The following is a 22,666-nucleotide window of genomic DNA, read 5'->3' on the forward strand; positions in this document are numbered from 1 at the left end:
TTTATAGCTCTAGCTTGTACGAAAATAACCTAACCAAGTAGATATAAAAGGCTAGTAATTAATAATAGGTAATCCAAAAAATGAGCCAACTGAGAAAGAATAATATAAAAAAACTTCCTCAAGATATATTCGATGTATTGATAATTGGAGGGGGTATTAATGGTGCAGTATCAGCTGCAGCATTAGCTGCAAAAGGCGCCAAAGTTGCATTAATCGATAAAGAAGATTTCGCTGGTTTCACTAGTTCAAACTCATCTAACTTGGCCTGGGGCGGCATAAAGTATTTAGAAAGCCATGAATATAACTTGGTAAATAAACTATGTAAAAGTAGAAACCATTTAATGCGCAGCTACCCATCGACAGTTAAAGAAATTCGTTTTTTTACCAGTATTCAAAAAGGCTTTAGATTCCCAGCTTTCTTTGTCTATTTAGGAACAATCGTCTATTGGTTTATGGGCCGATTTTTTACGCAATCGCCTCGCTACCTTAATGCAATAAAAATTAAATCATTAGAGCCAGTCGTCAACACTACAAATGTAGAAGCCGGTTTTGAGTATTCAGACAGCTTTTTATTAGACAACGATGCCCGGTTTGTTTTTAACTTTATTCGCTCTAGTATGAGCCATGGCTGTATCGGTGCTAACTATGTAAGTGCACAAGGCTCAAACCGTACAGGTGATATTTGGACAACAAATGCAATGGACGAAATAACGAAAGAACAATTTTCGATACGTTCTAAAGTAATTATAAACGCCGCAGGCCCTTTTGTTGATCCTATTAATATTACTAACAGTCAAACTACAGCACATCACCATTTATTTTCAAAAGGTATTCACCTTATTGTTGATAAAATTACTAGCAGTAATAAAGTACTTACATTTTTTGCTGACGATGGCAGACTATTCTTCGTGATCCCTATGGGACCTAAAACTTGTATTGGTACAACTGATACACAAGTTGAGAGCCCACATTCGCATGTTACTGATGAAGATAGAAAGTTTGTGTTAGATAATGCGAACAAGTTACTAGAACTGGATAAACAGCTCACAAAAGACGATATAATAGCTGAACGATGTGGTGTAAGGCCATTAGCAATTAAAAAAGATGGTAATGGTAAGGCTGACTGGGTGCAATTATCGCGCAAACACGCAATCGACACTAACTATGAGAAACAATACCTTTCTATATTTGGTGGGAAATTAACTGATTGTATCAATGTCGGTGATGAAGTTGCTGAGTTAATCAAAAAGCTTGGTATTAACCTTCCTTACGAGGATTACAAATGGTACGGCGAGCCTGACGATACTGTCAAAAATGAATTTATGCATCGTGCTAAGCTAATGAATTTAGACGGCTTAACTCCCAAAACATCTACTGAAGTACTCAGCAAACGCTTTTGGAGACGTTACGGAAGAAATGCAATTAACATGTTAGAAAAAATTCGAGAAGTTCCTGAAAAAGCTGAGCTTCTAATTAAAAATTCAGAGTATTTACGTGTTGAAATTGAACATGCTGCCGAACGAGAAATGGTAACTAAACTAAGTGATTTTTTACGTCGCCGCTCTAAAATATCACTGGTTGTACGTAAAGAAGATATCCTCTCTGATCCGGGGCTACAAGAGGTATGTCATATTCTATTTGGTGAAGAAAATGCGCAAGCCAGGCTTCAAGAATATATAGAGGAAATATCCCAATAACCCATCGATTCCGTGATTTTATTTAAATACACAGCAATCAAAACCAACCATAGGGCTAATTTACATCACTATATAATCGCGATGTAAACTAGCCCTTTTATATAACAATAAATGCTTCATTGCATCAGCAAAATTGGCAATTTATTCAATTGGTATTATTTTAAAATTATTATATAACTTCTCATCAAACGCCTCTGCTAATCTTTCTGTTTCACTAAAAACGGTATTCCAATATTTAATGCGTGTGTCGGCATCTAGATCGGTAAAATCATTTCTATCTGGAATTTTCCCGTAGGGTAAGCCTGCTATAAATTCTTTTGATGGCGTGATCATCACCACGTTATCGTAATTAAGTGGTGAGACTTTACGTTTTAAATTTTTATCGAACCATCCTGCTTTTGGATCGCTATTAAAGTGTGGATATAAAATGAGTCCTGGGTTGTTAATTTTTAAATCAAAGTGGTAATCAATAATGCCGCCATCGCGATAAATGCCTGCGGGTGTTCCTGCAATATTTTTAATTCCTTGCATAACTAACGGTATTGAACCCGATGCAAGTAATGCCTCTTTTAAATTATTTTGGGTAAGCGCTATTTTTTGTGTTTTAAAATTATAGCTGTCGGTAATTGATAAGTCGCTTGTTGCGGGGCCAAATATAAAACGCTCATATTGCGATCCTAAATATTTTCGGTTTACTCGATTAAGCATATAACTTTTTGATAAACCCATAAGCTGTAATAATTTATTTTCACTGGCTATAAATCCATTCGATTTTGCCACTATAAAATGTGCTTTAAATACGGGGTTATTTATGATTTCAGCCACGCCGTTATTGCCAAAAACATCTTCAAGCAGTGCGCGGGCTTTTAATGTTATTTCTGCGGGGGTAGGTTTATTACTAGAATAGCGCGTTTGCGAATACGATGTTGCTAAGCGCTCAATTGCTGCAACCGGATCATTTTGCGCAAAACACGCTGAGCGAAATGCCCCGGCCGATGAGCCAATTAAGTTAAGCGGTTGGCTATGGTTTTTAAAAAACTCACCAAATATATACTTGTCTAAGCCAAACAAGGTAAACCATTTTGGCCCGCCGCTGGCACCTAAAAATGAGCTGAATAATTCGGGTTTAAGCCCCTGTTCGTTTATTATTTTTGCAGCAGTTTTACCTGCGTAAATGTTGATCATCTAAAAATTTAGCCTATAAAATCTGTGTTTAATTGCGCTGCTTATTTCTATTTAATGGTATATATTTGTTACTTACTTTGTATATAACCAGGCTAAAAATAGAATAGTTATGCAAAAATAAAAACGATTTTATGCTGCCATAAAACCGTTTATTAATGCTAAAAGTGACTTAAAATACGTTAACTAGTCCCAAATGCCGGTTTCGCATTTACCCTGTACTTTTACATCATTTACTTTAAATTCGGGCTCTAAGCCTTTTTCGCGTTGCGTATGATAATCGCGAGTAACCGCTAATATTGTTGGGGTTAGCAATATAATAGCGATAACGTTAACCACTGTCATTAGACCTAAAGCAATATCGGCTAAATCCCATACTTGCTTTAATGTGGCCGACGCGCCCCACAACATCATTGATAAATAAAGCAAAGTATAAATACCACGACCCATTTTGTTATCGAGTTTAAATAAGTGCAAGTTACTTTCTGCGTAAGCATAGTTGGCTACTACAGACGTAAAGGCAAACAAGGTAATAGCGGCTGCTACAAAGTACACACCCCCTTGCGCTAAATGAGCGGTCATGGCGCTTTGCGTTAAACGTATACCTTCCATTTCGCCGCTTATGTCTATATCGGCAAGTAAAATAATAACCGCAGTACAACTACACAATACTATGGTGTCGAAAAACACCCCTAACATTTGAATGTAGCCCTGTGTTACCGGATGATTAGGCAGTGGGCTTGCACTGGCTGAAGCATGTGGCACACTGCCCGCGCCCGCTTCGTTTGAATAAAGGCCACGTTGAATACCATTTTTTATTGCTGCGCCCATCGCGCCTGCACCTGCTTCTTGCAGCCCAAATGCTGATAAAAATATATCTTTAAGCATAGCAGGCACTTGGGTGAAGTTTATTAAGGTAATAATAACTGCAACAAGCACAAACACTATGCCCATTACCGGTACTACGCACTCAGCAAAGCGAGCGATTGCTTTAAAACCACCCACAATAATAGAGCCGGCTAACACAGTGATCACTAATCCAGAGTAAAAGGTTGGAATTTCGAAGGCAAAATTAAGTGCATCGGTAATGGTGTTGGTTTGCATGGCGCTAAAGGTAAAGCCGTAACCTAAAAATAAGCACAGTGCAAAAGTAATAGCGAAGGCTCGATTGCCTAATCCTTGTTGAATATAATACGCAGGGCCGCCTCTAAACTCGCCTTGGCTGTCGCGCACTTTATATACTTGACCTAATACACTTTCGGCAAAGCCTGTGGCCATGCCTAATATGGCAATAACCCACATCCAAAAAATGGCACCACTACCACCTAATGATATAGCAACGGCAACACCTGCTAAGTTACCCGTGCCTACCCGCGCACATAAACCAGTACACAGCGCTTGAAATGATGATATGTCGCCTTTTTTACATTTGCTGCTGCCTTTTAGTAAACTAAACATATGTTTAAATTTAAGTATTTGAATGGCTTTTAAACGCACCGAAAACCAAATACCAGCAAACAATAAAATGTAAATGAGGACTTGGCCCTCTCCCCATAAAATACCATTTACACTTTTTACTACGGTATCGAACATTGCTAATTCCTTGTTATATTTCTTATTTAAATAGGCACTGCAAGCGACACAAATATACGTTATAAAATAATAAAGGCAGTAACACTGCCTTTATTATTTTATACATTTACTTTGTTGGTAAATGAATGCCAGCGATCATACACCTTACTGAGCCACCAGCAGATTCAATGGTAGGAATAGGTAAAGGCACCAATTTGGCACTTTTTTCTATTACCTTAATTTGCGCTGCAGTAAGTGCTTTAAAAGCCGTTGCTGATAACGCTAAAATCCGTCCGCTTTTACCCTGTAACTCAATGGCATTGCCGCAAAAGTTATTAATTTGATCGCCCGATAACTCAATGACTTGATGATAGCTTTGCAATAAATGGCTTACTAGCTGCCTGCGCTGTTCGTTTGGCACCATGTCTAAGCCAATCATGGCAAACTCTGTAGCAACACACATTAATACATTGGTATGGTAAACCGCTGTGCCTTGCATATCGTAGGCATTAAAAACCACCGGGGTTAGCTTTAATTGCTCGCATACTGTGTTAACAACTGACTGTGTCGTTCGCTTTGATTCAACCGCATAAGCAAACTTATATTGATGATCAATAACCAGTGAACCAGTGCCCTCTAAGAATGAATTTTCTTTCGCTAAAAATGAATAATCAGTCACTGCAGACACTTTATATTGATCCGTTAAAAAATCAATAATATCTTTGCGATATTCTGCTCTTCTGCTTTGTGCGTACATTGGATAGGTTAGTATTTCGCCATTTTGGTGAGTAGTAAACCAATTATTAGGAAATACCGAGTCGGGTGTACCTTTATGCTCATCTTCAAAAAGGTGAACGAGGATCCCTTCTTGCTTTAACACTTCGACTGCATTGGTTACTTCGTTATACGCGTGTAAGCTTTGATCTGTTGTTAAACAGCTGCGTTGAAATGTGTTATCACGCATGGTTTGCGGGTTAGAAGTAAAATGATGTGGGCGAACCATCACAATACTATTTGGTGCTTGGTTTACCATACTTATGCCACACTCTCTTGCTGCGTATGCTCAGCGGTTAAAACTGAAAACAAATTACGCGGATCGGCTTGCTGGGTAATTAAATCAAGTAAGCTGTACTGCCCCGTTGCAATGAGCTGATCGCGAATAAATGCCAATGCCGTAAAATCTTCGCTAGCAAAGCCCACACCATCAAAAATAGTAAGTTGTTGCTGACTCTCACGCCCGCAAGCTTGCCCATTAATAACTTGATGAAACTCGGTTACAGCAAAATCAGCCCTCATTTGTTGAATTTCACCTTCAATACGTGTTTGTGGCTCGTACTCTACAAATACAGCAGCGCGTTCAAGCAGCTTTGCATCTAATTCTGTTTTACCTGGGCAGTCGCCACCAATAGCATTTATATGCACGCCTTGTGGGATCATCTCGCTGGTTAAAATTGTGGCGTTGGTTTTATCTGCAGTGCAGGTTGTTATTATATGCGCACCTTTTACGGCCTCTGCAGCACTGTTACAAATAGTGACGTTTAAGCCATAGGCTGTGAGGTTATTAAAAGCTTTTTGCGACGCACTCGGGTCTATATCGTATAAATGAATATCAGTAATACCTAGTACACTTTTAAATGCCAACGCCTGAAACTCAGACTGCGCACCGTTACCAATTAGCGTTAGTGTGGTTGCATTTTTAGGAGCTAAGTATTTTGCGACTAATGCTGAAGTGGCTGCAGTTCTGAGTGCGGTAAGTAGGCACATTTCGCTGATCATAATCGGATAGCCGCTATCTACATCGGCTAAAATTCCAAATGCAGCAACGGTTTGCAGTTCTCTAAAAGTATTTTTAGGATGCCCGTTTACATACTTACAGCTAAATAGTTCGCCGTCGCTCACTGGCATAAGCTCTATTACGCCCTCTGGTGAATGCGCTGCATAACGTGGGGATTTATCAAATTGCTGCCAACGAGTAAAGTCTGTTTCTAGTCGCTTTGTTAGCTGTTGTAAAACATTTTCTATGCCGAGTTTATTTATAAGCTGTGCCATTGTTTGTACGCTAACAAAAGGAACGCCTTGTTTTGGCTGTGCTATAAAATGCGTCATTAAAACCTCTATAAGTAAGTGTGTGCAATTATTTATAGACAGTTTATCGCTCTGGTGCGCCAGTTAAAATGGCAATTAGTTATACAAATAGCATTGTTTTTTGTCATTTTGCTAGGCGGCAATGGTTAAATTTAGTATTTTGATTAAAACTTACCTAAGGCTTAACCTATGACTCCCTATATTTATGACGCCCTCGACAAAGCATTAATAGCTGAACTTAGAAAAGACGGCCGCGCTTCTATTTCAACCTTAGCCACTACATTAAACGTGTCGCGGGGCACAGTACAAAATAGGTTAGACAGATTACTTTCATCAGGGGCAATTTTAGGTTTTACCGTGCGTGTACATCAGCACATTGAAACCGAAGCAGTCAGAGCAATTATGATGGTAGAAGTGGTAGGTAAGTCGACCTCGCAAGTTATAAAAACGATGCGCGGTATTCCTGAGCTAACTAAATTGCACACCACTAACGGTGCATGGGATTTAGTAGCCGAAATTCAAGCTGCTAACTTAAGTGAATTTGATGGGGTGCTTAGGCAAGTAAGGGAAATAGACGGTATTTTAAATAGCGAAACCAGTATTTTGCTTTCGTCTACTTAAAATAAAATGCTGGCGTGCATTACATACGCCAGCAAAGAGGTTATTTATTACCTCAATTCAATTGAGTAAATAACCCCCTTAGTTTTAGTTATATTTAGTTATAACAGTACTGCAATGCTTGATTATGGCTATGATCCCAAATTTGCGGGTTTTGCTCTGCTAAATAAGCACGCCCTGCCTGTAAACCAAGTTTGTGATCAAAACGTAAATCGTTATCTGAACTGCCAAGTAATTTGCTATGCAGTTTTTCGGTTGCAAAAATTTGTATAATTTCAACATCCTCTGGTGGGTTTGCAATAAACTCCAACTCTTCTTGGTATGCTTGTTCGTGCTGTAGTAAATAATCTATGGTTTTAGGACAATAGCCTGACGCGCACACAAATGCTCTTAGTTTATTTACCCATGCCGATTGTACTTGAAAGTTAATATCGACCGTGCGGATCACCACTATTTTACGTGCGCCTCGGTTATAGGCTTCACGTACAGGTAAAGGTGCTGCAAGGCCGCCATCTAAGTAAAAGTCGGCTACTGCTGGTTCTACTTGCTCTAAGGCAAGCTCGGCTTCGTTAGCTGCTAAAGTATTCATCCAAGGTGTTAGTTTTACACCTTGCTTATACAAAAATGGTAACGCACTTGATGCTTTTAATAGCTCACGCCATTGCTTGCTCTCGCCTGTAGGCGCTAAAAAGTACGGTTTGCGGTCTCGTGAGTTAGTTGCTGTAATAAGCAATTCACGATCCCCTAAGTTATTTTTGGCTGTTTTAAAATCTAAACTACGATTTACCTCTGTGGTTTTATCAAAGTACCAGTCTAAATCCATTATGTGCTTACCAATTAAACCACGGCTTAATTGAAAAAAATTTTTATTACGCGACAACCCTCTTATCAAGCGTTTTGCATAGCCTTTTTGCCTGGCTAAAAAACTAGTTAAGTTTTGCGAACCCGCAGATGTACCAATAAATAAATCAAATGGGTCGTAGTCTTGCTCTAACCACGCATCGAGTACACCGGCTGTAAATATACCTCGCTGTCCGCCACCTTCAGCAATCAGCGCAATTTTTGGCAGCGCTGCTTTATTAACTGAATTAGGGATTACATTATTTAGCGAGTTCACGATGCACCTTCCTGTAAAAAGTAGAGTTATAGAGTTATAACGTTTTGTGGTTTTAATTATAGCGGGTAAGTTATCACTATAAAATTTGATTAAATCTATTAGTTTAATCGCTTAAAGCGAATACGGTAGGGTAATTTATTTGCTGTTATTTGGGAGTAGCTTAAATGAGCAGCCAAAATACAGATTGATGTTGCCTATAAGCAAAACTAGTTTAGATTTCGCGTATAATATAGCAGGCGTAAGGTGTACGCCTGCTTAACTAAATGAAACTTAACGTTTTAATTCCATTAAAATTTCGATAGCTCTATGGCGTTTTTCGCTGTCGTATAAATCGTTGGTAAATATAAATTCATCAACGCCCAGCTCTTTTACTATCATTTCTAACTTGTGTCTTATACTTACATGCCCGCCTATTACACTTAAACTTAAAAAGTTTTCCACTTGTGCACGCTCTTGCTCGCTCCATAGGCCGTCCATAGAGTCAACAGGTGGTTGCAGCCATAATTCACTGCCACGCATTAGCGCAAGTACCCGCTGTTGCGAAGTGGTCGATAGGTATTGTGCTTCTTCGTCGGTATCGGCTGCTATCAGCGGTAACGCCAGCATTATGTATGGCTTATCAAGTACCTTTGAAGGTTTAAATTCACGCTTATACAACTCTATGGCATCGTACAAAAAGCGCGGAGCAAAGTGCCCTGCAAATACATACGGTAACCCTTTTTGCGCTGCAAGTTGCGCGCTAAATAAGCTTGAGCCTAATAACCAAATAGGTATATTGGTATCCTCACCGGGTATAGCCCGTATTGGGTGAGTGCCATTATAAGGCCCTAATAAGGTTTGCAGTTCGGTTACTTCTTGAGGGAAGCGCTCTGCTCGGCTCATGTCTGAATTTAAAGCTCTACTCGTAATAGGATCGCTTCCTGGTGCACGGCCAAGCCCTAAATCAATACGCCCTGGGTATAAGCTCTCTAATGTACCAAATTGTTCGGCTACAACTAATGGCGAGTGATTCGGCAGCATAATCCCCCCCGAGCCTACACGTATTCGATCGGTTTTACTGGCTATATGGCCCACTAAAATAGAGGTAGCTGCACATATAATACCTGGCATATTATGGTGCTCTGCTAACCAAAAGCGATTAAAACCTAGTTCGTCGGCTCTTTGTGCGTATTTAGTACTTTTATGTAGTGTTTCGGATACCGTTGCCCCTTTGGGCATCGGGGCAAGCTCTAATAACGAAAAGGGAATATTAGATAACAAAATAGCAGCTCCTATAAATGGCATGCTTATGGTGTGCTATAACCACAAGCATAAAAACTAGAGATGGGTGTGCGTTACCTGTAATTCAAGATACTAAAGGTGCTAAACACTAAATAACCTGAGCATATTTAAGCGGGTTGTGCCGCTTGCTGACGTTGCTGTTTATAGCTCTCTGAATTTAGTCCCTTTTTCCAATAACCCGATGCCACAATATGCGCACGTGGTATGGCGTATAGCTCATTAAGTTTAGTTTTTACTTTGCGCACTAAGCCTGCCTCTAGCGCCATAAAAACAATTGGAGGTTGTGCGCCTACTTTTAAATTGTTTAATGCCGTTAGCATGCTTTCATCTGGGCTATTGGTAACTAGCCAATTTACAGTGCGCGGCGTATCTAAACTAATAATGTCTTGCTTGCTAGGAGCATGAATAAACATATCAATTTTCGCGCTATGCGGTAACTGCTGAGCATAGCCTTTCACTGCATTAACTGAAGTTAAGTCGCCAAGGAGTACGTAGTGCGAATGGCTATAATTATCGAGTTTTTTAGGGCCCGGGCCAGCTATGGCTAGGGTGTCTCCTACTTTTGCTGTTTGCGCCCAGTTTGTAGCAGGACCTTGATGCATATTAATTACAAAGTCGAGCGTGAGCGCCCCCGTTTGCTCATTAACATGGTTAATAGTATAGGAGCGCATAAGCGCCGTTTTTATGTTTAAATCAAGTTCACCATTATGGGGCAGTAACACTTTTACATAGTGGCCTATGTAACTTGGCGTAAGATCTTTAAATTCATCAGAACCTACCACAATGCGTTGTAAGTGCGGTGTAATTTGCTTCGTACTTAGCACCTGCGCTTTGCGTATTTGTCTACTCATGTATTACCTCGTTTTACAAAAAGTTTAAATTGCATGCAGCAACATTTGCACAACGCCCCATTGGTTGATAAAATCAACTATAGCAATTTAATTGATATTGTCAACCATTTGGTAATTACTATGAAATCATCTCTACCTAATACACTCTTTATGCTAATGCAAAGCTACCGCGTAACAACGCGTGATGCGATTAATGCGAACGACCTTGGTTTAAACGCTATGCATGTGCGTTGCTTGCATATTATTGCAGCAACGCCGCAGTGTACTGCTAACGATATTGTTACCCAAACTCAACGCGACAAAGCACAAATTGCCCGTTTAATTAAAGAACTTTTAGCGTTAAATTTAATCAACAAATGTGCCAGTGAGCACGATAAACGCTGTTTTATTGTTTCTTTTACTGCCTTTGGCACTGCGCTTTTTAACAAATTACTAAGTGCCGAGCGCCAGGTTAACGAGCAAATGTGTAAAAATTTAAACTCGACGCAAATCAACGACTTCTTAAATACCGCACAAACAATGATCAAAAACATGCAGTGATCTTTCATTCATTACTTGGCAAAAGTAAAACAAAACGCATATACTGTATGCTTGTACAGTATATGCGTTTTGGTTGATCTTTATGTTTGTTATTCCCATTTATATAGAAGCGGGTGTGTGCGGGTTTGAATCGCCTGCTGCGCCATATAGCGAGCTTGGTGTATCGCTTGATGAGCTATTAATAAAGCACCCCGACGCCACTTTTATTGGCGTTGCCTCTGGCAGCTCAATGCAAGACGTGGGTATTTTTGAAGGTGACTTGCTAATAGTAGACCGCGCTGAACAGGCTAAAAATGGCGACGTTATAGTTGCTAATTTAAATGGCTTATTTGTGTGTAAGCTACTTGATAAAACCAATGCTCGGCTGCTCTCGGCATCCCCTTTGTATAAACCAGTACAACTAACCTCCTGCGATGAGTTTCAGCTTGAGGGCGTAGTGACACGCTCAATTCGCCTGCACCGCCAAAGCCCTGAGTTACTGTTATGTATGCCCTAGTAGACGCGGTGGCCTTTTATGCCAGTGCTGAAAAAGTATTCGATCCGGCTATTCGCTCAAAACCTGTGGTGGTGCTTACCAATAACGACGGTTGCATATGCGCGGTGTGCCCCATTGCTCGGCGTTTAAATATTCCTAAATTTGCGCCTTACTTTAAAGTTAAGCAGTTACTTGCGCAAAATAATGTAGTAATTCGTTCTAGTAATTATGAATTATATGCAGATTTAAGCGACAAAATGATGAACGTTATTGGCCGCTTTTGCGACGTGCAACACGTATACAGTATCGACGAATCATTTTTACACTTTAACGGTTACACCCCTATTATTAATGACTGGTTTGCATACGGGCACACTATTAGGCGCACCGTATGGCGCGAAACTAAGCTCCCCGTTGGTGTTGGCTTTGGCTCTACGGCTACTTTAGCAAAAGCGGCAAACCATGCCGCTAAAAAATTATCCGGATTTAATGGCGTTGCTGTTATTAACTGCGAAGCAAGCCGTAAAGCTATTTTACAAAGAATGAGTTGCCAAGATATATGGGGTATTGGTAAGCGTTTAGCCAAAAAATTAAAAGTAATGAACATACACACTGCATGGCAATTAGCGCAGCAAAACCCTAACAGTATGCGCCGTGCATTTAGTGTGGTGGTAGAGCGCACTGTAAATGAGCTTAATGGCATACCTTGCTTAAATTGGGACGACGTACGCCAAGATAAGCGCGAGATATTTTCGACCCGAAGCTTTGGTGAGCGTATATACGAGCCAACGGCACTTAAAACCGCGTTAATTAATCACGTTACTGTGGTTGCTAGTAAATTAAGAAAGCAAAAATCGCTTACCAAACAACTTTATATTTTTGCGGCGAGCTCGTCTCACGAAAACGTTTTTTATAAAAAGTCGTATATGTATACATTTGCCAGCCCCACTAACGACACCTGCGTAATGGCTAGTGCTGTATCGCAAGTGTTTGAGCAAATATACCAGCCGGGTATTCGCTATTATAAATGTGGTGTAGGTGCTTTAGAGCTTATTGCGCAGCAATTTCAACAAGACGATTTATTTAATAAACGCACCGACAATCCACCATTAATGAATTGTCTTGATGCAATAAATAAACGCTATGGTAAAGGAATGCTAAGTTTAGCAAGCAGTAAATTAAATGAAGGTTGGCATATGAACAGGAATTTTTTATCCCCGCAGTACACCACGCGCTGGCGTGATATACCCAAAATATATTGTGAGTAAGTATAGCTTACCTATGCGTTACTGACTGTCGGGCACTTTTTTAAAAGTGCATGCAACGCTTGGCTGGCTTAAAGTATATTTAAGTGTGTCGTTAGCTAAAAAGTAAATGCTTTGGCTAATTATTTTTTCGTTAGCTGGATTTTCGCAGCGACTCATTCTTAAGCCGTTTTCAATGCCGTCGCTTTTGTATTTTAATGAGCTAGTAACAAAACAAAAATCGGGCTTTTTAACCGTTTGTGTTCCGTTATGTAATGAGTCAAAAATAATTTGCTCACCTAAAGTAAAACCGGCATCTTCATTATCTGGATTTACTAAACTCAATTGGCTATTAACGCATAACGCTGAATTAGCCGACACCACCTCATAGGCACCCAGTTTTGTTTTTAAAAGCGGAATAAAACGGCTTTTATTACTTGGGGTTGCAACTGCATGAGCGCTGGTAAAAGCAATAGCTAATAAAGCAAGTGTTAAGTATTTCATTAAGTGGTTGTATCCTCGAATTAGTGGGTTAAATAATAGCGAAATGCTTGGTTGCTTAATTTTTATAACTTTTATAACTATAACAGAGATTTACTTTAAAAGGAGAGAAGTCGTGTTGCTTTAAAAAGGCGCTACACACCCTAAGCGTTTTTATACGCAGTAAAAAATAAAACGATTAGGGTGTGAAAATATTACTGCCAGTACTTAGCAAATAACAGCGGATAGCTTTGCTTTAAAAACTTAGCTTTGTCTTTAAAGCGTTTGCCTCTTGGCTCGTCACTTCCTGAGGGAATAAATGGCAGTTCGTCATCGTTACGCTCCTCGTAAAGTAAACCAGCAATTAAGTCGTATTCATCAATGTACGGATAAGGCTGCTCGTTAACATGATACACAGGCGTACAGGCGGCAATTGAATCAGGGTTTAGTAAAGCGTTTTCGAACACGTCTGCACCGCGCGATATTAACCAGCATCTAAACTCACTAAAACCATATTCGTCGTTACAACCGGCCATTACAAATGCTGCGCCAAATAAATCCCAGGTGTAGCATTTACGCATACAAATACCAAAGAATTTATCAAACTCAATTAACTGCTGATCGGTTAAATCGTGCAGTTTAAGCTTTAAGTTATCACTCACATTTTGCGGATCGAGCCCTAAATCGGGGGCGGTTACTAAATCCCAAAAAGCCTGTTCTGTTAAAGTGCTCATTATAAGATCTCTTTCACTCGGCCTACTTGGCCATCGTCTAAACGTACTTTAATACCATGAGGATGGTTTGGTGACTTTGTTAATAAACGCTCAACCACACCTTGCGTTAATGTGCCACTGCGTTGATCTTCTTTTAATACGATATTTACTTTTGTACCAAGGGAGATTTGCGAACGAGTAGGGACAGCCATAATTTATACCCTAAAAAATAATTTGGCCAATTATAGCCTCCAAGCATACACAAACCAACCTAACAAAGGTTAATCGACTAAAAACGAAATATTCGCTGCTTTAATAGCCAAACCAATTGTTGCAAGCTGTTGTGTGATCTCATTTTTAAGCGCGTCAAAATGTAACTCGCTTTTTTGATACGCTAGGTCATCGTTAAAATAGCATTGAACTTTTAAGGTGTTAGCTTCGTTATTTAAATCAACGGTATGTGTTAAATAAGCAAAGCCAAAATCGGTTTGTTTTATATTTTCACAGGCAATTGTCAGTACTTGGCGTATTTGTTTATCACGCTGTTTTTGAGTTTTTGTCATAATGTGTTAGCCATAACCTCTTAATTTATTAATATTTGAAATTAAATAGTAATAACGCTTAATAGCCGTTATTTAATAAGAGTGATTAAATAAGCGTTACTGAGTGTTTTCGGCTCGTTGTTTTTTAAACTCTTCAAAATTAGCCTCTTGTAATTTAAGGCATTCGTAATATTCTTTGTCTGCTTTGTAGTTACACTCATCAAGACGTGCAGATTGTATTTCATGAAAGCGTGCATCAGAGCTGCAGCCAGCGAGCAAACTCAAACCGGCTACAAACAGTAAACTCGCGTTTAGTTTATTAATAATCATTAAAATTCCTTACACTTTAGAAGGTAAAAACTGTATATTAAGCGCCTCAAAAAACCTTACTTTGTACAGGACTTATTATGATGTTGCCGCAGTTGCAAAAGCAGTTTCAGCGTATAGATAAAAGCAAACTATTTCAATCATTTGTTATTGCTGTAATTGTTGTTTCTGCTCTTACCGTAGGTGCTCACACCTATTCTCTTCCGCCAACGGTAGAAATTGTCCTTAATTGGATGGATATAGGCATTACGGCGTTCTTTTTAATTGAACTCGTAATTCGCTTTATTGCCAGTAAAGGTATCAAAGATTTTTTCTCCAAAGGTTGGAATATTTTCGACACCCTTATCGTACTAGGTAGCTTATACCCTGCGGCAGGCTCAAGTATGCTAATTGCACGCTTATTGCGAATATTTCGTGTATTGCGGCTGGTGTCTATGGTCCCCGAGCTGCGTTTATTAGTTAACGCTTTACTTAAAGCTATTCCGCAAATGGGTTACATAGCCCTGCTGATGTTTGTTATTTTTTATATTTACGCCGCTATAGGCAGTATGATGTTTGCACATATAAACCCCGTATTGTGGGGTGATGTATCAATATCTATGTTGACCTTGTTCAGAATTGCCACGTTTGAAGATTGGACCGACGTAATGTACGAAACCATGCTGGTTTATAAACTTAGCTGGATTTACTACTTAACCTTTATATTTTTAACTGCGTTTGTATTTTTAAATATGATGGTTGGCGCTATTTTAGAAGTGATGTCGCAAGAGCACAAAAATGCCCGCGATGATCTGGCCGATAACGACTCACTGCCCGCGACACAAGGGCAAGTAAACGCCTTGCAAGCACAAATTGCTGATCTAAAGTCATTACTCAAAGAAAAAGAGTATTAATTATTTACAGCCACCAGCTTAATAATTCTAAATTGAAAAATAATTAATTTAGCATTTAAAATAAAAAGGGTTAGCCAATCGCTAACCCTTTTTTTATAAAACAATTTAAGCGTTTATAGCAGTTACATTAAATTGCTATTATTCGCTATCAACAATTATGCGAAGCATACGACGTAGCGGCTCTGCAGCACCCCATAACAGCTGATCGCCAACAGTAAAGGCGCTAATATATTTAGGCCCCATGGCTAATTTACGAATACGCCCAATTGGAATACTCAGTGTACCGGTGACTTTAACTGGGGTTAGGTCGGTAGTGCTAATGTCGCGCTCATTAGGAATAACCTTTACCCACTCGTTATGCGATTCTAAGATTTGCTCTATTTTGGCAACGCTAATATCTTCACGTAATTTAATGGTCATTGCTTGTGAATGACAACGCATAGCACCAATACGCACACATAAACCATCTATTGGAATAGGTTGCTTAGCCGAGCCTAAAATTTTATTCGCTTCAACTTGCGCTTTCCATTCTTCTTTACTTTGGCCACTTGGCATAGGCACATCAATCCATGGAATTAAACTTCCCGCGAGTGGCACACCAAACTGATCTTGCGGCAGTGAATCTGATGCCATTTTTTCACTGACTATTTTATCTATTTCTAAAATAGCAGCGCTTGGATTTGCAAGTTGCTCGGCAACACTTTGATGAATTGCGCCCATTTGTGCAATTAACTCTTTCATGTTGCGCGCACCCGCGCCCGACGCAGCTTGATAGGTCATGGGGCTTACCCATTCTATTAAGTCTTGCTCAAATAAACCGCCCAGTGCAAGCAGCATAAGAGAAACCGTACAGTTACCGCCTACAAAGGTTTTAACACCTTGTGATAAACCTTGCTCAATAACGTCTTTATTGACCGGATCGAGTACTATAATGCTGTCGTTAGCCATACGCAGTGCCGACGCTGCATCTATCCAATAACCATCCCAACCCGACTCGCGCAATTGTGGATAAACAGCATTAGTGTAATCGCCACCTTGGCAGGTAACAATAATATCCATTTTAGCCAGTTCGGAAATATTGCTGGCATCGAGTAACGGCTTTGCTTCGCCCGCAATATCTGGGCCTAATTGGCCCGCTTGTGAGGTGGTGAAAAAGGTGGTGTCGATAAGTGCAAAATCACTTTGTTGCTTCATACGCTCTAATAACACAGAGCCAACCATGCCACGCCAACCGACTAATCCTACTTTTTTCATTGTGAGTTCCATTATTTGATTCATAAAAGATGCCTTAATACATTAAAAATTAAATTCATTGCGTGAGATTTAATTTTCATTAACGCTAAACTAACACTCGTAGACGGCTAAAACTAGTGAATAAAGTAGAACTCAAATTTTTTTCATAGTGTAAAAAATGCAAAGGCATGCAGTGCTTATTTTAAACTTTAATAAAAGCTTAACCTTGTTGAAACTTATATTTACCACGCTTAATAGACACATTGAATAAAGATGTTTTGTGTAATTCTACATTTAACTAAAGGAAAAGATAATGAAGACATTCACTCTTGCTCTACTTACTTTAAGTTCAGTATCACTTAATGTATTTGCAGATACTACGCTTTCAGCAAGCACAGTAACGCTAAAAGAAAATGAAAAAGTATCCTTTGAGCGCGCAGAAATAAATATGGAACAGCAACAAGGCATATTGGTAAATACTGCAACAACCTATTACGCACCAAAGGTTTGAATAAATGGGCGCTTAGAGCTGTTTTTTGTGGGTTCTACAAATGGAAATCAATTTTGTGAAGAGCGTGGTCACAATCAAGAAATTTCTGGAAGCACAATTACCTGCGGAGAGGATGAAAGCGCTTATGGTAACTTTGATTGGTATAACCAATTATGGACAATGAAAAGCACTGGTAGTAAAAACCAATGCTATCAACTTTATGCAACTATAAAGTGTCAGTAGTATATAAAATTGTAGCCCTATACTAATTATGGGGCTACAAACAATTTAGTACATTAGAAGCGATGAACTGATCCTATATAGTCAGTAACGCTATCACTACAACTGCGCGCATCATCACCATTAAACTCCTCAAGTATATAAATTTTTACAGGCGTTTCTAAACTTTTTGCTTCAGCAAGCTTTTCTAAGATCTGGCCAAATTGAGTGTCTTGATAAGCTAAAGTTAACTTGTCATTAGCCATGTGAGTAATACTATTAGTTGTTTTCACAATTACCTGAGAATGATTTAGCTGGATATCATCAACAATAACAGAACATGATCTTGCAGCTAGAGCATCATTCGCAAAACCAAAAGAACCAACTATAACAACTGAGCTAATAACCTTTCTTATTAAATTCATGGATATTATTCCTTTTAAAATAAAATTATAAAACTTAATTACAGCCTGTTAAATATAAACAACAATTATGTGTTATTTGTTAAAGAGTTATTAAAGTTAAATGATTTAGAGAGAGTGTGTGTATGAAGTGAATAATGTTTAAGTTAAAAGAGATATAAAAACATCATTTATATAATCAATATTAAACTATAACTGCGTTTAAAACTGAGGTAGTAAAAAGCCCTACATATGGCAGGGCTAGGTTGTAACGGCTTATTTTAGTCGTTCAAGGGGTTTAAAACTCATAGCTAAAGCTTAAACTCAGCTCTCTAGGCGTTTCTTGAGAACGAATTAGCACATCATTTTGTTCTACTTCAAAGTTTTGTCCCAACATATTTTTCACTTTAAGTGTTAATGTAGTATTGAACGTTGGGTAGTAACTATAAACCATGTCTAACGAGTTTAAAGGTTGTTCGTAAGCGTCATCAAAATTGTTAACACCCGCAGCTAAAATACGGTCACCAAATACGTTATAAATAACTGAAGCTTGGTGCATGCCATCATGCGAATCGTAATTCAATTGTAAGTTGGCAACATACTTTGAGTGGCCAGTCATGCGTCGCTTTAGATTAGTAAGGTCAGCGCGCTGCTCTTGTGCAATTTCAACTTCTGAATCACTTACTGTTAAATTACCAGAAGTAAAAAAAGCACCTCCTAATAAATCACTATGCAACTCAGTTAACCATTCTGCTTCTATACCGTAAACATAGGCTGTATCTGCATTGTCAAACTGCAGCGTAAAACGGCCGTCACTTTCGGTTAATAATGCTTCGATTGGGTTATCTATATCTTTATAGAATGCGCCAACTGAGTAGTTATCACCATTGTCCATATAAAATTCGATACGTGCATCAAAGTTATCTAGGTAACTAGATTCTAAGAATGGATTACCAAGCGTTCGATAACCGGTCAACGGATCTTGGAATTGAACAGGGCTTAACTCACGCAAGTCAGGACGAACAACCGTGCTGCCATAGCCAAAACGAACCTGGTACGACTGCTGACTGTATGTCATGGATAATGAAGTAAAATACTCATCTTCCATCACACTTGCTTGTTTTATTGCATCTGCACTTAATTTATCTGCCAATAAAGCAGGATCGAATGCTGAGCGAGAAAAAGCGAGGGCAACTTGGCGGAAATCCTCGTAACGCACACCACCACTTAAACGCCAATCTTGAGCAAAAGTGATATCAAAAGAGCCATAATAAGCATCAATCATTTGCGCTGCTAAGTAATCATCGGCTGTAGGTTCTTGAAACAATAACTCTAAATCCGTTGAATCGATCACAGCATCATTTGCAAAGAAACTACCAATTGACAGTGCTTCTTCTTCACTTTGTGCTAAATCTAAAGACTGTGTTTGGCTAAAACGATAGTTAAAAAAGTCTGTGCGGTAATCACGCGTTTTTTCAACAAAATAGCCGCCACCCGCGATTTCAACTTCGGCGTTCTCAAAGTAAAAAACTTTATTAATATTAACGCCCCAGTTTTCAACATCGTCTTCTAGCTCAACAAATCGATACAAATAAGGGTTGCCACCTAAGCTACCATTATAAAAAGTACGTTGATATTCGCCATCGGCGTACTCATCACGCACCGTTACTTCAAGCTCGCCGGGTATACTCGTCGTCGCTGTTGAATCAGTGTATTGCCAATCTACACCGACACCTTCAAGAAAACTCCACTCTAAATTGTGCATTCCACGAAGTTGAAGTATTTCAAGTTCCCGTTCCTCAAAAGAGGTTAAGTGGCTTCGCTGTAATTGCCCAGCATCAATGCTTAATGACTTTGAAGGCTCTTGGTAAAGCGAAACAGAAGCTTCATCTTCAGTATCTCGTAGCATCATATAGGTAGCTGTTAAATCATGGCCGCCAATTTTATAACCTAAATTTAGAGAGCTATTTAATTTTATATTATGCTTGGTTGATACTTCTTTCTCTGTGGCAGAGTAACAAGTAAAATCATCTTTTGAACATTCAGATTCAGATGCGTCAACAGAAGAAAGTACTGCGCTAAACTTCTCTGCATTAGACCATTCATTTTCATAAGCAACTGATGCTAAGAAACCAAAAGATCCGTCTAGGCCAAATAAGTTATCAAATCGGTCGCCATAAACAGCTTTAATGTCTGCATCAGGGTTTAAGCTTTCTTTTTCTAAGCCAAAATCTCTTGGTAGTGCTTTTGATAAACTTTTATTTAAGTCTATTGCAGCTGCTTGACCAATATCAGTCCCCTGACGTCTTGACTCGACATCTCTTATATTTCTGTATGAGATATCAGACAAGCCATTGATATAGGTATTTAGCGCCGTTTTAACGGCTCCAGGTAATGCGCGTGTACCATCATCTTTACCTAACCAGTCGTCACTGCCGCCATTGTATGTGTAGCCTTCATCGTTTGTATCTTTATAGCTAGCACCAATCTCAACTTTAAATAAAGTATCACTTGGAATGCTTTTCGTCCTGATATTAACGTCACCACCACCAAAAGCCGCAGGCATATTAGGCGAATAGGCTTTTTGAACAGCTAAAGATTCAATAATACTTGATGGGAAAATATCAAGTGGAATTACATTTCGAGTCAGATCTGGGCTTGGAACAACCGCGCCATTTAAACGCACGCTTGAGTAACGCTCACCTAAACCGCGTACATAAATAAACTTATCGTTAACTAACGATAAGCCTGTAACACGGCGAAGTGCAGAAGCGGCATCGCTATCACCTGTTCTAGATATTTGCTCTGAACCCATTATATCAGCAACAAATGCCTGGTTTTTACGTTCATCAATTACGGCACTAGCACTGCCTTTAAGGCGTGTACCTGTTGCAACAACTTCTTCTATCGCTTCTTCATTGATTATTTCTTGTGCCTGTTCAGCAAAAGAATTAAATGAAGAAAAAAGGGAGAGCAGAGATAACGTTATTAGATTAGTTTTAAACTGCTTTTGATGTTTCATATTTATATCCTCTAAACCTAAAATTCCCTTAAAAAAGGCGCCAGAGCGCCTTATAATTAGAGCCGGTCTAGATTAATTACTAGCGCGTTGTAAAGATGCAGCTACAAAATCAGCCCATTCACTTGATTCACCTTCTTTAAGTGCACCAATGTAGCCTGCGTTAGTAAAGAAAGAGTCAACCTCACTCATGTCTTTAGCTGTTGTAGCTACCGCAGTACCTTGTGAATCTGTAATAGTTGCTGCAGTTGAAACACCATCAGCACCAAGCACATTTGCAAAATCAGCAAAACCAATCAGCTGGTTATTTTCGCCACCAGTAAACCAGGTATTGATATCAAAGCTTGCTAACGCGCCTGTTAAAGGAGTATTTACGTCTTCAAAATTCTTACCACACGCAAATATTGAACTCATAAATGCGATATCACCGTTGTTTGCATTGGTATGCACACCAGCATCTCCTGATTTATCTTTTTCATTATATAAATCAAAACAGCCAGCACCATCTACAGATGATGAGTTTACAAACAGCATATTAGCTAATTGCGCTTTACCCCATTCTTTCATTTCCATACCGGCACCAGTACGACGCCCTTCAGCACCTTGGTCACCAGTAGTAACAACGGTTGCATTAGCAATAGTTGGATTAGAAACAGTCGTTACTAAATCTTGTGCGTCTGCAGATAATGGATCAACTTTTGCGCCATCTGTTTCAAAACCATGATTTCCATATTCATTTGAACGGACAAGAATGTACTGTCCATAGCCTTTCCAACCCTCATCCCAGTCAATACCATCATCGCCTGTATCAGTAACAACGATGTGTTTAAGGTTAACACTACCACCAAAGAGCTCTATACCATCATCAAAACCATTATGTACATGGACATAATCAATTGTTGTGCCTGAGCCAACAGCATTTAGTGTTAAACCATTTAGCTCATCACCTTCAACACCAAATCCTGCATACTTAATAACAATATGCTTTAGAATACCGCTACTATCTTGCGGATCATTACCACCGTAATAAGATACAATACCTTCAGCTGAGTGGTTACACATGTCTTGTGCCGCAGCTGTTGCTGTACAACGAATAGAATGACCACGTCCATTTACCTGAACACCACCCCAATCCCCAATTTGAGCGGTGGTAGAATCATCACCATCAACTTCTTTAATGCTTGTGAAAATAATTGGCTTATCTACTTCACCAATTGCTTCAATATTTGCACCGCGAGCAATACGAATAAAACTCTCTGGCTTGGTAAACGCAATGGTAGCGCCTGCTTCAATAGACAATGTTGGGCCATTAACATCAATAGTGGCGCCAGTAGATGTGTCTACATCGTCACCAATAAATAAAGCACCTTCAAATACATGGGCACCGCCATCGTCTAGCGCAGGGATAACAAAAGAGCTTGTAATTTCTTTTGCATTACTTGCAAATGCTTGGCTGTATAAACAGTTAATGCCTTCTGCTTCACCCGTAAATGTAGCTCCATCTAATGTGTATGTGGCACAACTTATTGTATCGCCACCATTATCACCACCTGGGTTAGTCACTGAATTGTCTACACTGTTATCAACTGTAGTCGGTGTAACGTTAATATCACCACCGCCACAGCCTGCTAAAGTCATTGCAGTAGCCACTAGACTAACCTTAAATAAGCCAGATAATGTCATTGTT

General features: G+C 39.3%; 23 protein-coding genes. 7 read left to right on the plus strand and 16 right to left on the minus strand.

Annotated elements, in window-relative coordinates; all coding sequences use genetic code 11:
- The first annotated feature begins 80 nt into the window (after positions 1–80).
- Complete coding sequence (locus I6E78_RS12545) at positions 81–1,697, plus strand: glycerol-3-phosphate dehydrogenase/oxidase (RefSeq protein ID WP_197182641.1); 1,617 nt, start codon at positions 81–83, stop codon at positions 1,695–1,697.
- A 141-nt stretch (positions 1,698–1,838) separates the two neighbouring features.
- Here the strand turns inward: I6E78_RS12545 and I6E78_RS12550 are convergent, their stop codons facing one another.
- From I6E78_RS12550 to I6E78_RS12565, 4 genes are all read right to left on the minus strand, one after another.
- The gene (locus I6E78_RS12550) at positions 1,839–2,882 is read right to left on the minus strand and encodes a patatin-like phospholipase family protein (RefSeq protein ID WP_197182642.1); all 1,044 of its coding nucleotides are present in this window, start codon (positions 2,880–2,882) and stop codon (positions 1,839–1,841) included.
- Positions 2,883–3,065: 183 nt separating this feature from the next.
- The gene (locus I6E78_RS12555) at positions 3,066–4,472 is read right to left on the minus strand and encodes an alanine/glycine:cation symporter family protein (RefSeq protein ID WP_197182643.1); all 1,407 of its coding nucleotides are present in this window, start codon (positions 4,470–4,472) and stop codon (positions 3,066–3,068) included.
- Between the two features lie 106 nt (positions 4,473–4,578).
- Positions 4,579–5,490, minus strand: coding sequence for a citrulline utilization hydrolase CtlX (gene ctlX, locus I6E78_RS12560; protein ID WP_193038656.1), 912 nt, complete (start codon positions 5,488–5,490; stop codon positions 4,579–4,581).
- Positions 5,487–6,557, minus strand: a complete 1,071-nt coding sequence (locus tag I6E78_RS12565) for an ornithine cyclodeaminase (RefSeq protein ID WP_197182644.1) — start codon at positions 6,555–6,557, stop codon at positions 5,487–5,489. The genes ctlX and I6E78_RS12565 overlap by 4 nt, the downstream gene beginning before the upstream one ends.
- Before the next feature lie 168 nt (positions 6,558–6,725).
- On the opposite strand from I6E78_RS12565, the gene I6E78_RS12570 reads away from it, so the two are divergent.
- On the plus strand, positions 6,726–7,157 hold the full coding sequence (locus tag I6E78_RS12570) for an Lrp/AsnC family transcriptional regulator (protein ID WP_011330165.1): 432 nt from the start codon (positions 6,726–6,728) through the stop codon (positions 7,155–7,157).
- 94 nt (positions 7,158–7,251) lie between these two features.
- Here the strand turns inward: I6E78_RS12570 and I6E78_RS12575 are convergent, their stop codons facing one another.
- The 3 genes from I6E78_RS12575 to I6E78_RS12585 form a co-directional block, all read right to left on the minus strand.
- Positions 7,252–8,271 carry a patatin-like phospholipase family protein gene (locus I6E78_RS12575; RefSeq protein WP_011330164.1) on the minus strand — a complete coding sequence of 340 codons (1,020 nt, stop codon included), beginning with the start codon at positions 8,269–8,271 and terminating at the stop codon, positions 7,252–7,254.
- Positions 8,272–8,541: 270 nt separating this feature from the next.
- Positions 8,542–9,531 (minus strand): LLM class flavin-dependent oxidoreductase, encoded by a 990-nt coding sequence (locus tag I6E78_RS12580; RefSeq protein WP_041455000.1) that lies wholly within the window; start codon positions 9,529–9,531, stop codon positions 8,542–8,544.
- A 128-nt stretch (positions 9,532–9,659) separates the two neighbouring features.
- Positions 9,660–10,403 carry a siderophore-interacting protein gene (locus tag I6E78_RS12585; protein WP_197182645.1) on the minus strand — a complete coding sequence of 248 codons (744 nt, stop codon included), beginning with the start codon at positions 10,401–10,403 and terminating at the stop codon, positions 9,660–9,662.
- Between the two features lie 120 nt (positions 10,404–10,523).
- Between I6E78_RS12585 and I6E78_RS12590 the strand changes: the two genes are divergently transcribed.
- From I6E78_RS12590 to I6E78_RS12600, 3 genes are all read left to right on the plus strand, one after another.
- The gene (locus I6E78_RS12590) at positions 10,524–10,943 is read left to right on the plus strand and encodes a MarR family winged helix-turn-helix transcriptional regulator (protein ID WP_197182646.1); all 420 of its coding nucleotides are present in this window, start codon (positions 10,524–10,526) and stop codon (positions 10,941–10,943) included.
- 82 nt (positions 10,944–11,025) lie between these two features.
- The gene (gene umuD, locus I6E78_RS12595) at positions 11,026–11,439 is read left to right on the plus strand and encodes a translesion error-prone DNA polymerase V autoproteolytic subunit (protein WP_011330160.1); all 414 of its coding nucleotides are present in this window, start codon (positions 11,026–11,028) and stop codon (positions 11,437–11,439) included.
- A complete protein-coding gene (locus I6E78_RS12600) occupies positions 11,427–12,686 on the plus strand; it encodes a Y-family DNA polymerase (RefSeq protein ID WP_192531722.1) in 1,260 nt (419 codons plus the stop codon). Before umuD ends, I6E78_RS12600 begins: the two co-directional genes overlap by 13 nt.
- Before the next feature lie 18 nt (positions 12,687–12,704).
- Here the strand turns inward: I6E78_RS12600 and I6E78_RS12605 are convergent, their stop codons facing one another.
- The 5 genes from I6E78_RS12605 to I6E78_RS12625 form a co-directional block, all read right to left on the minus strand.
- Positions 12,705–13,166 carry a hypothetical protein gene (locus I6E78_RS12605; protein ID WP_011330158.1) on the minus strand — a complete coding sequence of 154 codons (462 nt, stop codon included), beginning with the start codon at positions 13,164–13,166 and terminating at the stop codon, positions 12,705–12,707.
- Positions 13,167–13,357: 191 nt separating this feature from the next.
- Positions 13,358–13,876 carry a DUF4240 domain-containing protein gene (locus I6E78_RS12610; RefSeq protein ID WP_086999126.1) on the minus strand — a complete coding sequence of 173 codons (519 nt, stop codon included), beginning with the start codon at positions 13,874–13,876 and terminating at the stop codon, positions 13,358–13,360.
- Positions 13,876–14,067, minus strand: a complete 192-nt coding sequence (locus I6E78_RS12615) for a YwbE family protein (protein ID WP_197107473.1) — start codon at positions 14,065–14,067, stop codon at positions 13,876–13,878. The genes I6E78_RS12610 and I6E78_RS12615 overlap by 1 nt, the downstream gene beginning before the upstream one ends.
- 69 nt (positions 14,068–14,136) lie before the next feature.
- Positions 14,137–14,418 (minus strand): hypothetical protein, encoded by a 282-nt coding sequence (locus tag I6E78_RS12620; protein WP_011330155.1) that lies wholly within the window; start codon positions 14,416–14,418, stop codon positions 14,137–14,139.
- Between the two features lie 96 nt (positions 14,419–14,514).
- On the minus strand, positions 14,515–14,727 hold the full coding sequence (locus tag I6E78_RS12625) for a hypothetical protein (RefSeq protein WP_011330154.1): 213 nt from the start codon (positions 14,725–14,727) through the stop codon (positions 14,515–14,517).
- 80 nt (positions 14,728–14,807) lie between these two features.
- Between I6E78_RS12625 and I6E78_RS12630 the strand changes: the two genes are divergently transcribed.
- Complete coding sequence (locus I6E78_RS12630; RefSeq protein WP_197182657.1) at positions 14,808–15,617, plus strand: ion transporter; 810 nt, start codon at positions 14,808–14,810, stop codon at positions 15,615–15,617.
- Positions 15,618–15,755: 138 nt separating this feature from the next.
- Here I6E78_RS12630 and asd read toward each other — a convergent pair whose 3' ends face one another.
- Positions 15,756–16,895 carry an aspartate-semialdehyde dehydrogenase gene (gene asd, locus I6E78_RS12635; RefSeq protein ID WP_058375120.1) on the minus strand — a complete coding sequence of 380 codons (1,140 nt, stop codon included), beginning with the start codon at positions 16,893–16,895 and terminating at the stop codon, positions 15,756–15,758.
- Between the two features lie 268 nt (positions 16,896–17,163).
- Between asd and I6E78_RS18695 the strand changes: the two genes are divergently transcribed.
- Positions 17,164–17,361, plus strand: a complete 198-nt coding sequence (locus I6E78_RS18695) for a hypothetical protein (protein ID WP_231618002.1) — start codon at positions 17,164–17,166, stop codon at positions 17,359–17,361.
- Positions 17,362–17,636: 275 nt separating this feature from the next.
- Here I6E78_RS18695 and I6E78_RS12645 read toward each other — a convergent pair whose 3' ends face one another.
- From I6E78_RS12645 to I6E78_RS12655, 3 genes are all read right to left on the minus strand, one after another.
- A complete protein-coding gene (locus I6E78_RS12645) occupies positions 17,637–17,984 on the minus strand; it encodes a hypothetical protein (RefSeq protein ID WP_089369299.1) in 348 nt (115 codons plus the stop codon).
- 274 nt (positions 17,985–18,258) lie between these two features.
- Positions 18,259–20,982 (minus strand): TonB-dependent receptor domain-containing protein, encoded by a 2,724-nt coding sequence (locus tag I6E78_RS12650; protein ID WP_197182647.1) that lies wholly within the window; start codon positions 20,980–20,982, stop codon positions 18,259–18,261.
- A gap of 72 nt (positions 20,983–21,054) precedes the next feature.
- The gene (locus I6E78_RS12655; protein WP_197182648.1) at positions 21,055–22,662 is read right to left on the minus strand and encodes a hypothetical protein; all 1,608 of its coding nucleotides are present in this window, start codon (positions 22,660–22,662) and stop codon (positions 21,055–21,057) included.
- Positions 22,663–22,666: the final 4 nt, after the last annotated feature.

Source organism: Pseudoalteromonas sp. NZS127 (assembly GCF_015864805.1).
Taxonomy (GTDB): domain Bacteria; phylum Pseudomonadota; class Gammaproteobacteria; order Enterobacterales; family Alteromonadaceae; genus Pseudoalteromonas; species Pseudoalteromonas nigrifaciens.

What these genes read in the sequence shown, in the direction of transcription:
- I6E78_RS12550 (WP_197182642.1), bottom strand. Translation starts at nt 2,882, where the DNA reads ATGATCAACATTTACGCAGGTAAAACTGCTGCAAAAATAATAAACGAA.
- I6E78_RS12650 (WP_197182647.1), bottom strand. Translation starts at nt 20,982, where the DNA reads ATGAAACATCAAAAGCAGTTTAAAACTAATCTAATAACGTTATCTCTG.
- I6E78_RS12655 (WP_197182648.1), bottom strand. Translation starts at nt 22,662, where the DNA reads ATGACATTATCTGGCTTATTTAAGGTTAGTCTAGTGGCTACTGCAATG.
- I6E78_RS12565 (WP_197182644.1), bottom strand. Translation starts at nt 6,557, where the DNA reads ATGACGCATTTTATAGCACAGCCAAAACAAGGCGTTCCTTTTGTTAGC.
- I6E78_RS12590 (WP_197182646.1), top strand. Translation starts at nt 10,524, where the DNA reads ATGAAATCATCTCTACCTAATACACTCTTTATGCTAATGCAAAGCTAC.
- asd (WP_058375120.1), bottom strand. Translation starts at nt 16,895, where the DNA reads ATGAATCAAATAATGGAACTCACAATGAAAAAAGTAGGATTAGTCGGT.
- I6E78_RS12605 (WP_011330158.1), bottom strand. Translation starts at nt 13,166, where the DNA reads ATGAAATACTTAACACTTGCTTTATTAGCTATTGCTTTTACCAGCGCT.
- I6E78_RS12555 (WP_197182643.1), bottom strand. Translation starts at nt 4,472, where the DNA reads ATGTTCGATACCGTAGTAAAAAGTGTAAATGGTATTTTATGGGGAGAG.
- I6E78_RS12615 (WP_197107473.1), bottom strand. Translation starts at nt 14,067, where the DNA reads ATGGCTGTCCCTACTCGTTCGCAAATCTCCCTTGGTACAAAAGTAAAT.
- I6E78_RS12610 (WP_086999126.1), bottom strand. Translation starts at nt 13,876, where the DNA reads ATGAGCACTTTAACAGAACAGGCTTTTTGGGATTTAGTAACCGCCCCC.
- I6E78_RS12545 (WP_197182641.1), top strand. Translation starts at nt 81, where the DNA reads ATGAGCCAACTGAGAAAGAATAATATAAAAAAACTTCCTCAAGATATA.
- I6E78_RS12585 (WP_197182645.1), bottom strand. Translation starts at nt 10,403, where the DNA reads ATGAGTAGACAAATACGCAAAGCGCAGGTGCTAAGTACGAAGCAAATT.
- I6E78_RS12645 (WP_089369299.1), bottom strand. Translation starts at nt 17,984, where the DNA reads ATGAATTTAATAAGAAAGGTTATTAGCTCAGTTGTTATAGTTGGTTCT.
- I6E78_RS12620 (WP_011330155.1), bottom strand. Translation starts at nt 14,418, where the DNA reads ATGACAAAAACTCAAAAACAGCGTGATAAACAAATACGCCAAGTACTG.
- umuD (WP_011330160.1), top strand. Translation starts at nt 11,026, where the DNA reads ATGTTTGTTATTCCCATTTATATAGAAGCGGGTGTGTGCGGGTTTGAA.
- I6E78_RS12630 (WP_197182657.1), top strand. Translation starts at nt 14,808, where the DNA reads ATGTTGCCGCAGTTGCAAAAGCAGTTTCAGCGTATAGATAAAAGCAAA.
- I6E78_RS18695 (WP_231618002.1), top strand. Translation starts at nt 17,164, where the DNA reads ATGAAGACATTCACTCTTGCTCTACTTACTTTAAGTTCAGTATCACTT.
- I6E78_RS12570 (WP_011330165.1), top strand. Translation starts at nt 6,726, where the DNA reads ATGACTCCCTATATTTATGACGCCCTCGACAAAGCATTAATAGCTGAA.
- I6E78_RS12600 (WP_192531722.1), top strand. Translation starts at nt 11,427, where the DNA reads ATGTATGCCCTAGTAGACGCGGTGGCCTTTTATGCCAGTGCTGAAAAA.
- I6E78_RS12625 (WP_011330154.1), bottom strand. Translation starts at nt 14,727, where the DNA reads ATGATTATTAATAAACTAAACGCGAGTTTACTGTTTGTAGCCGGTTTG.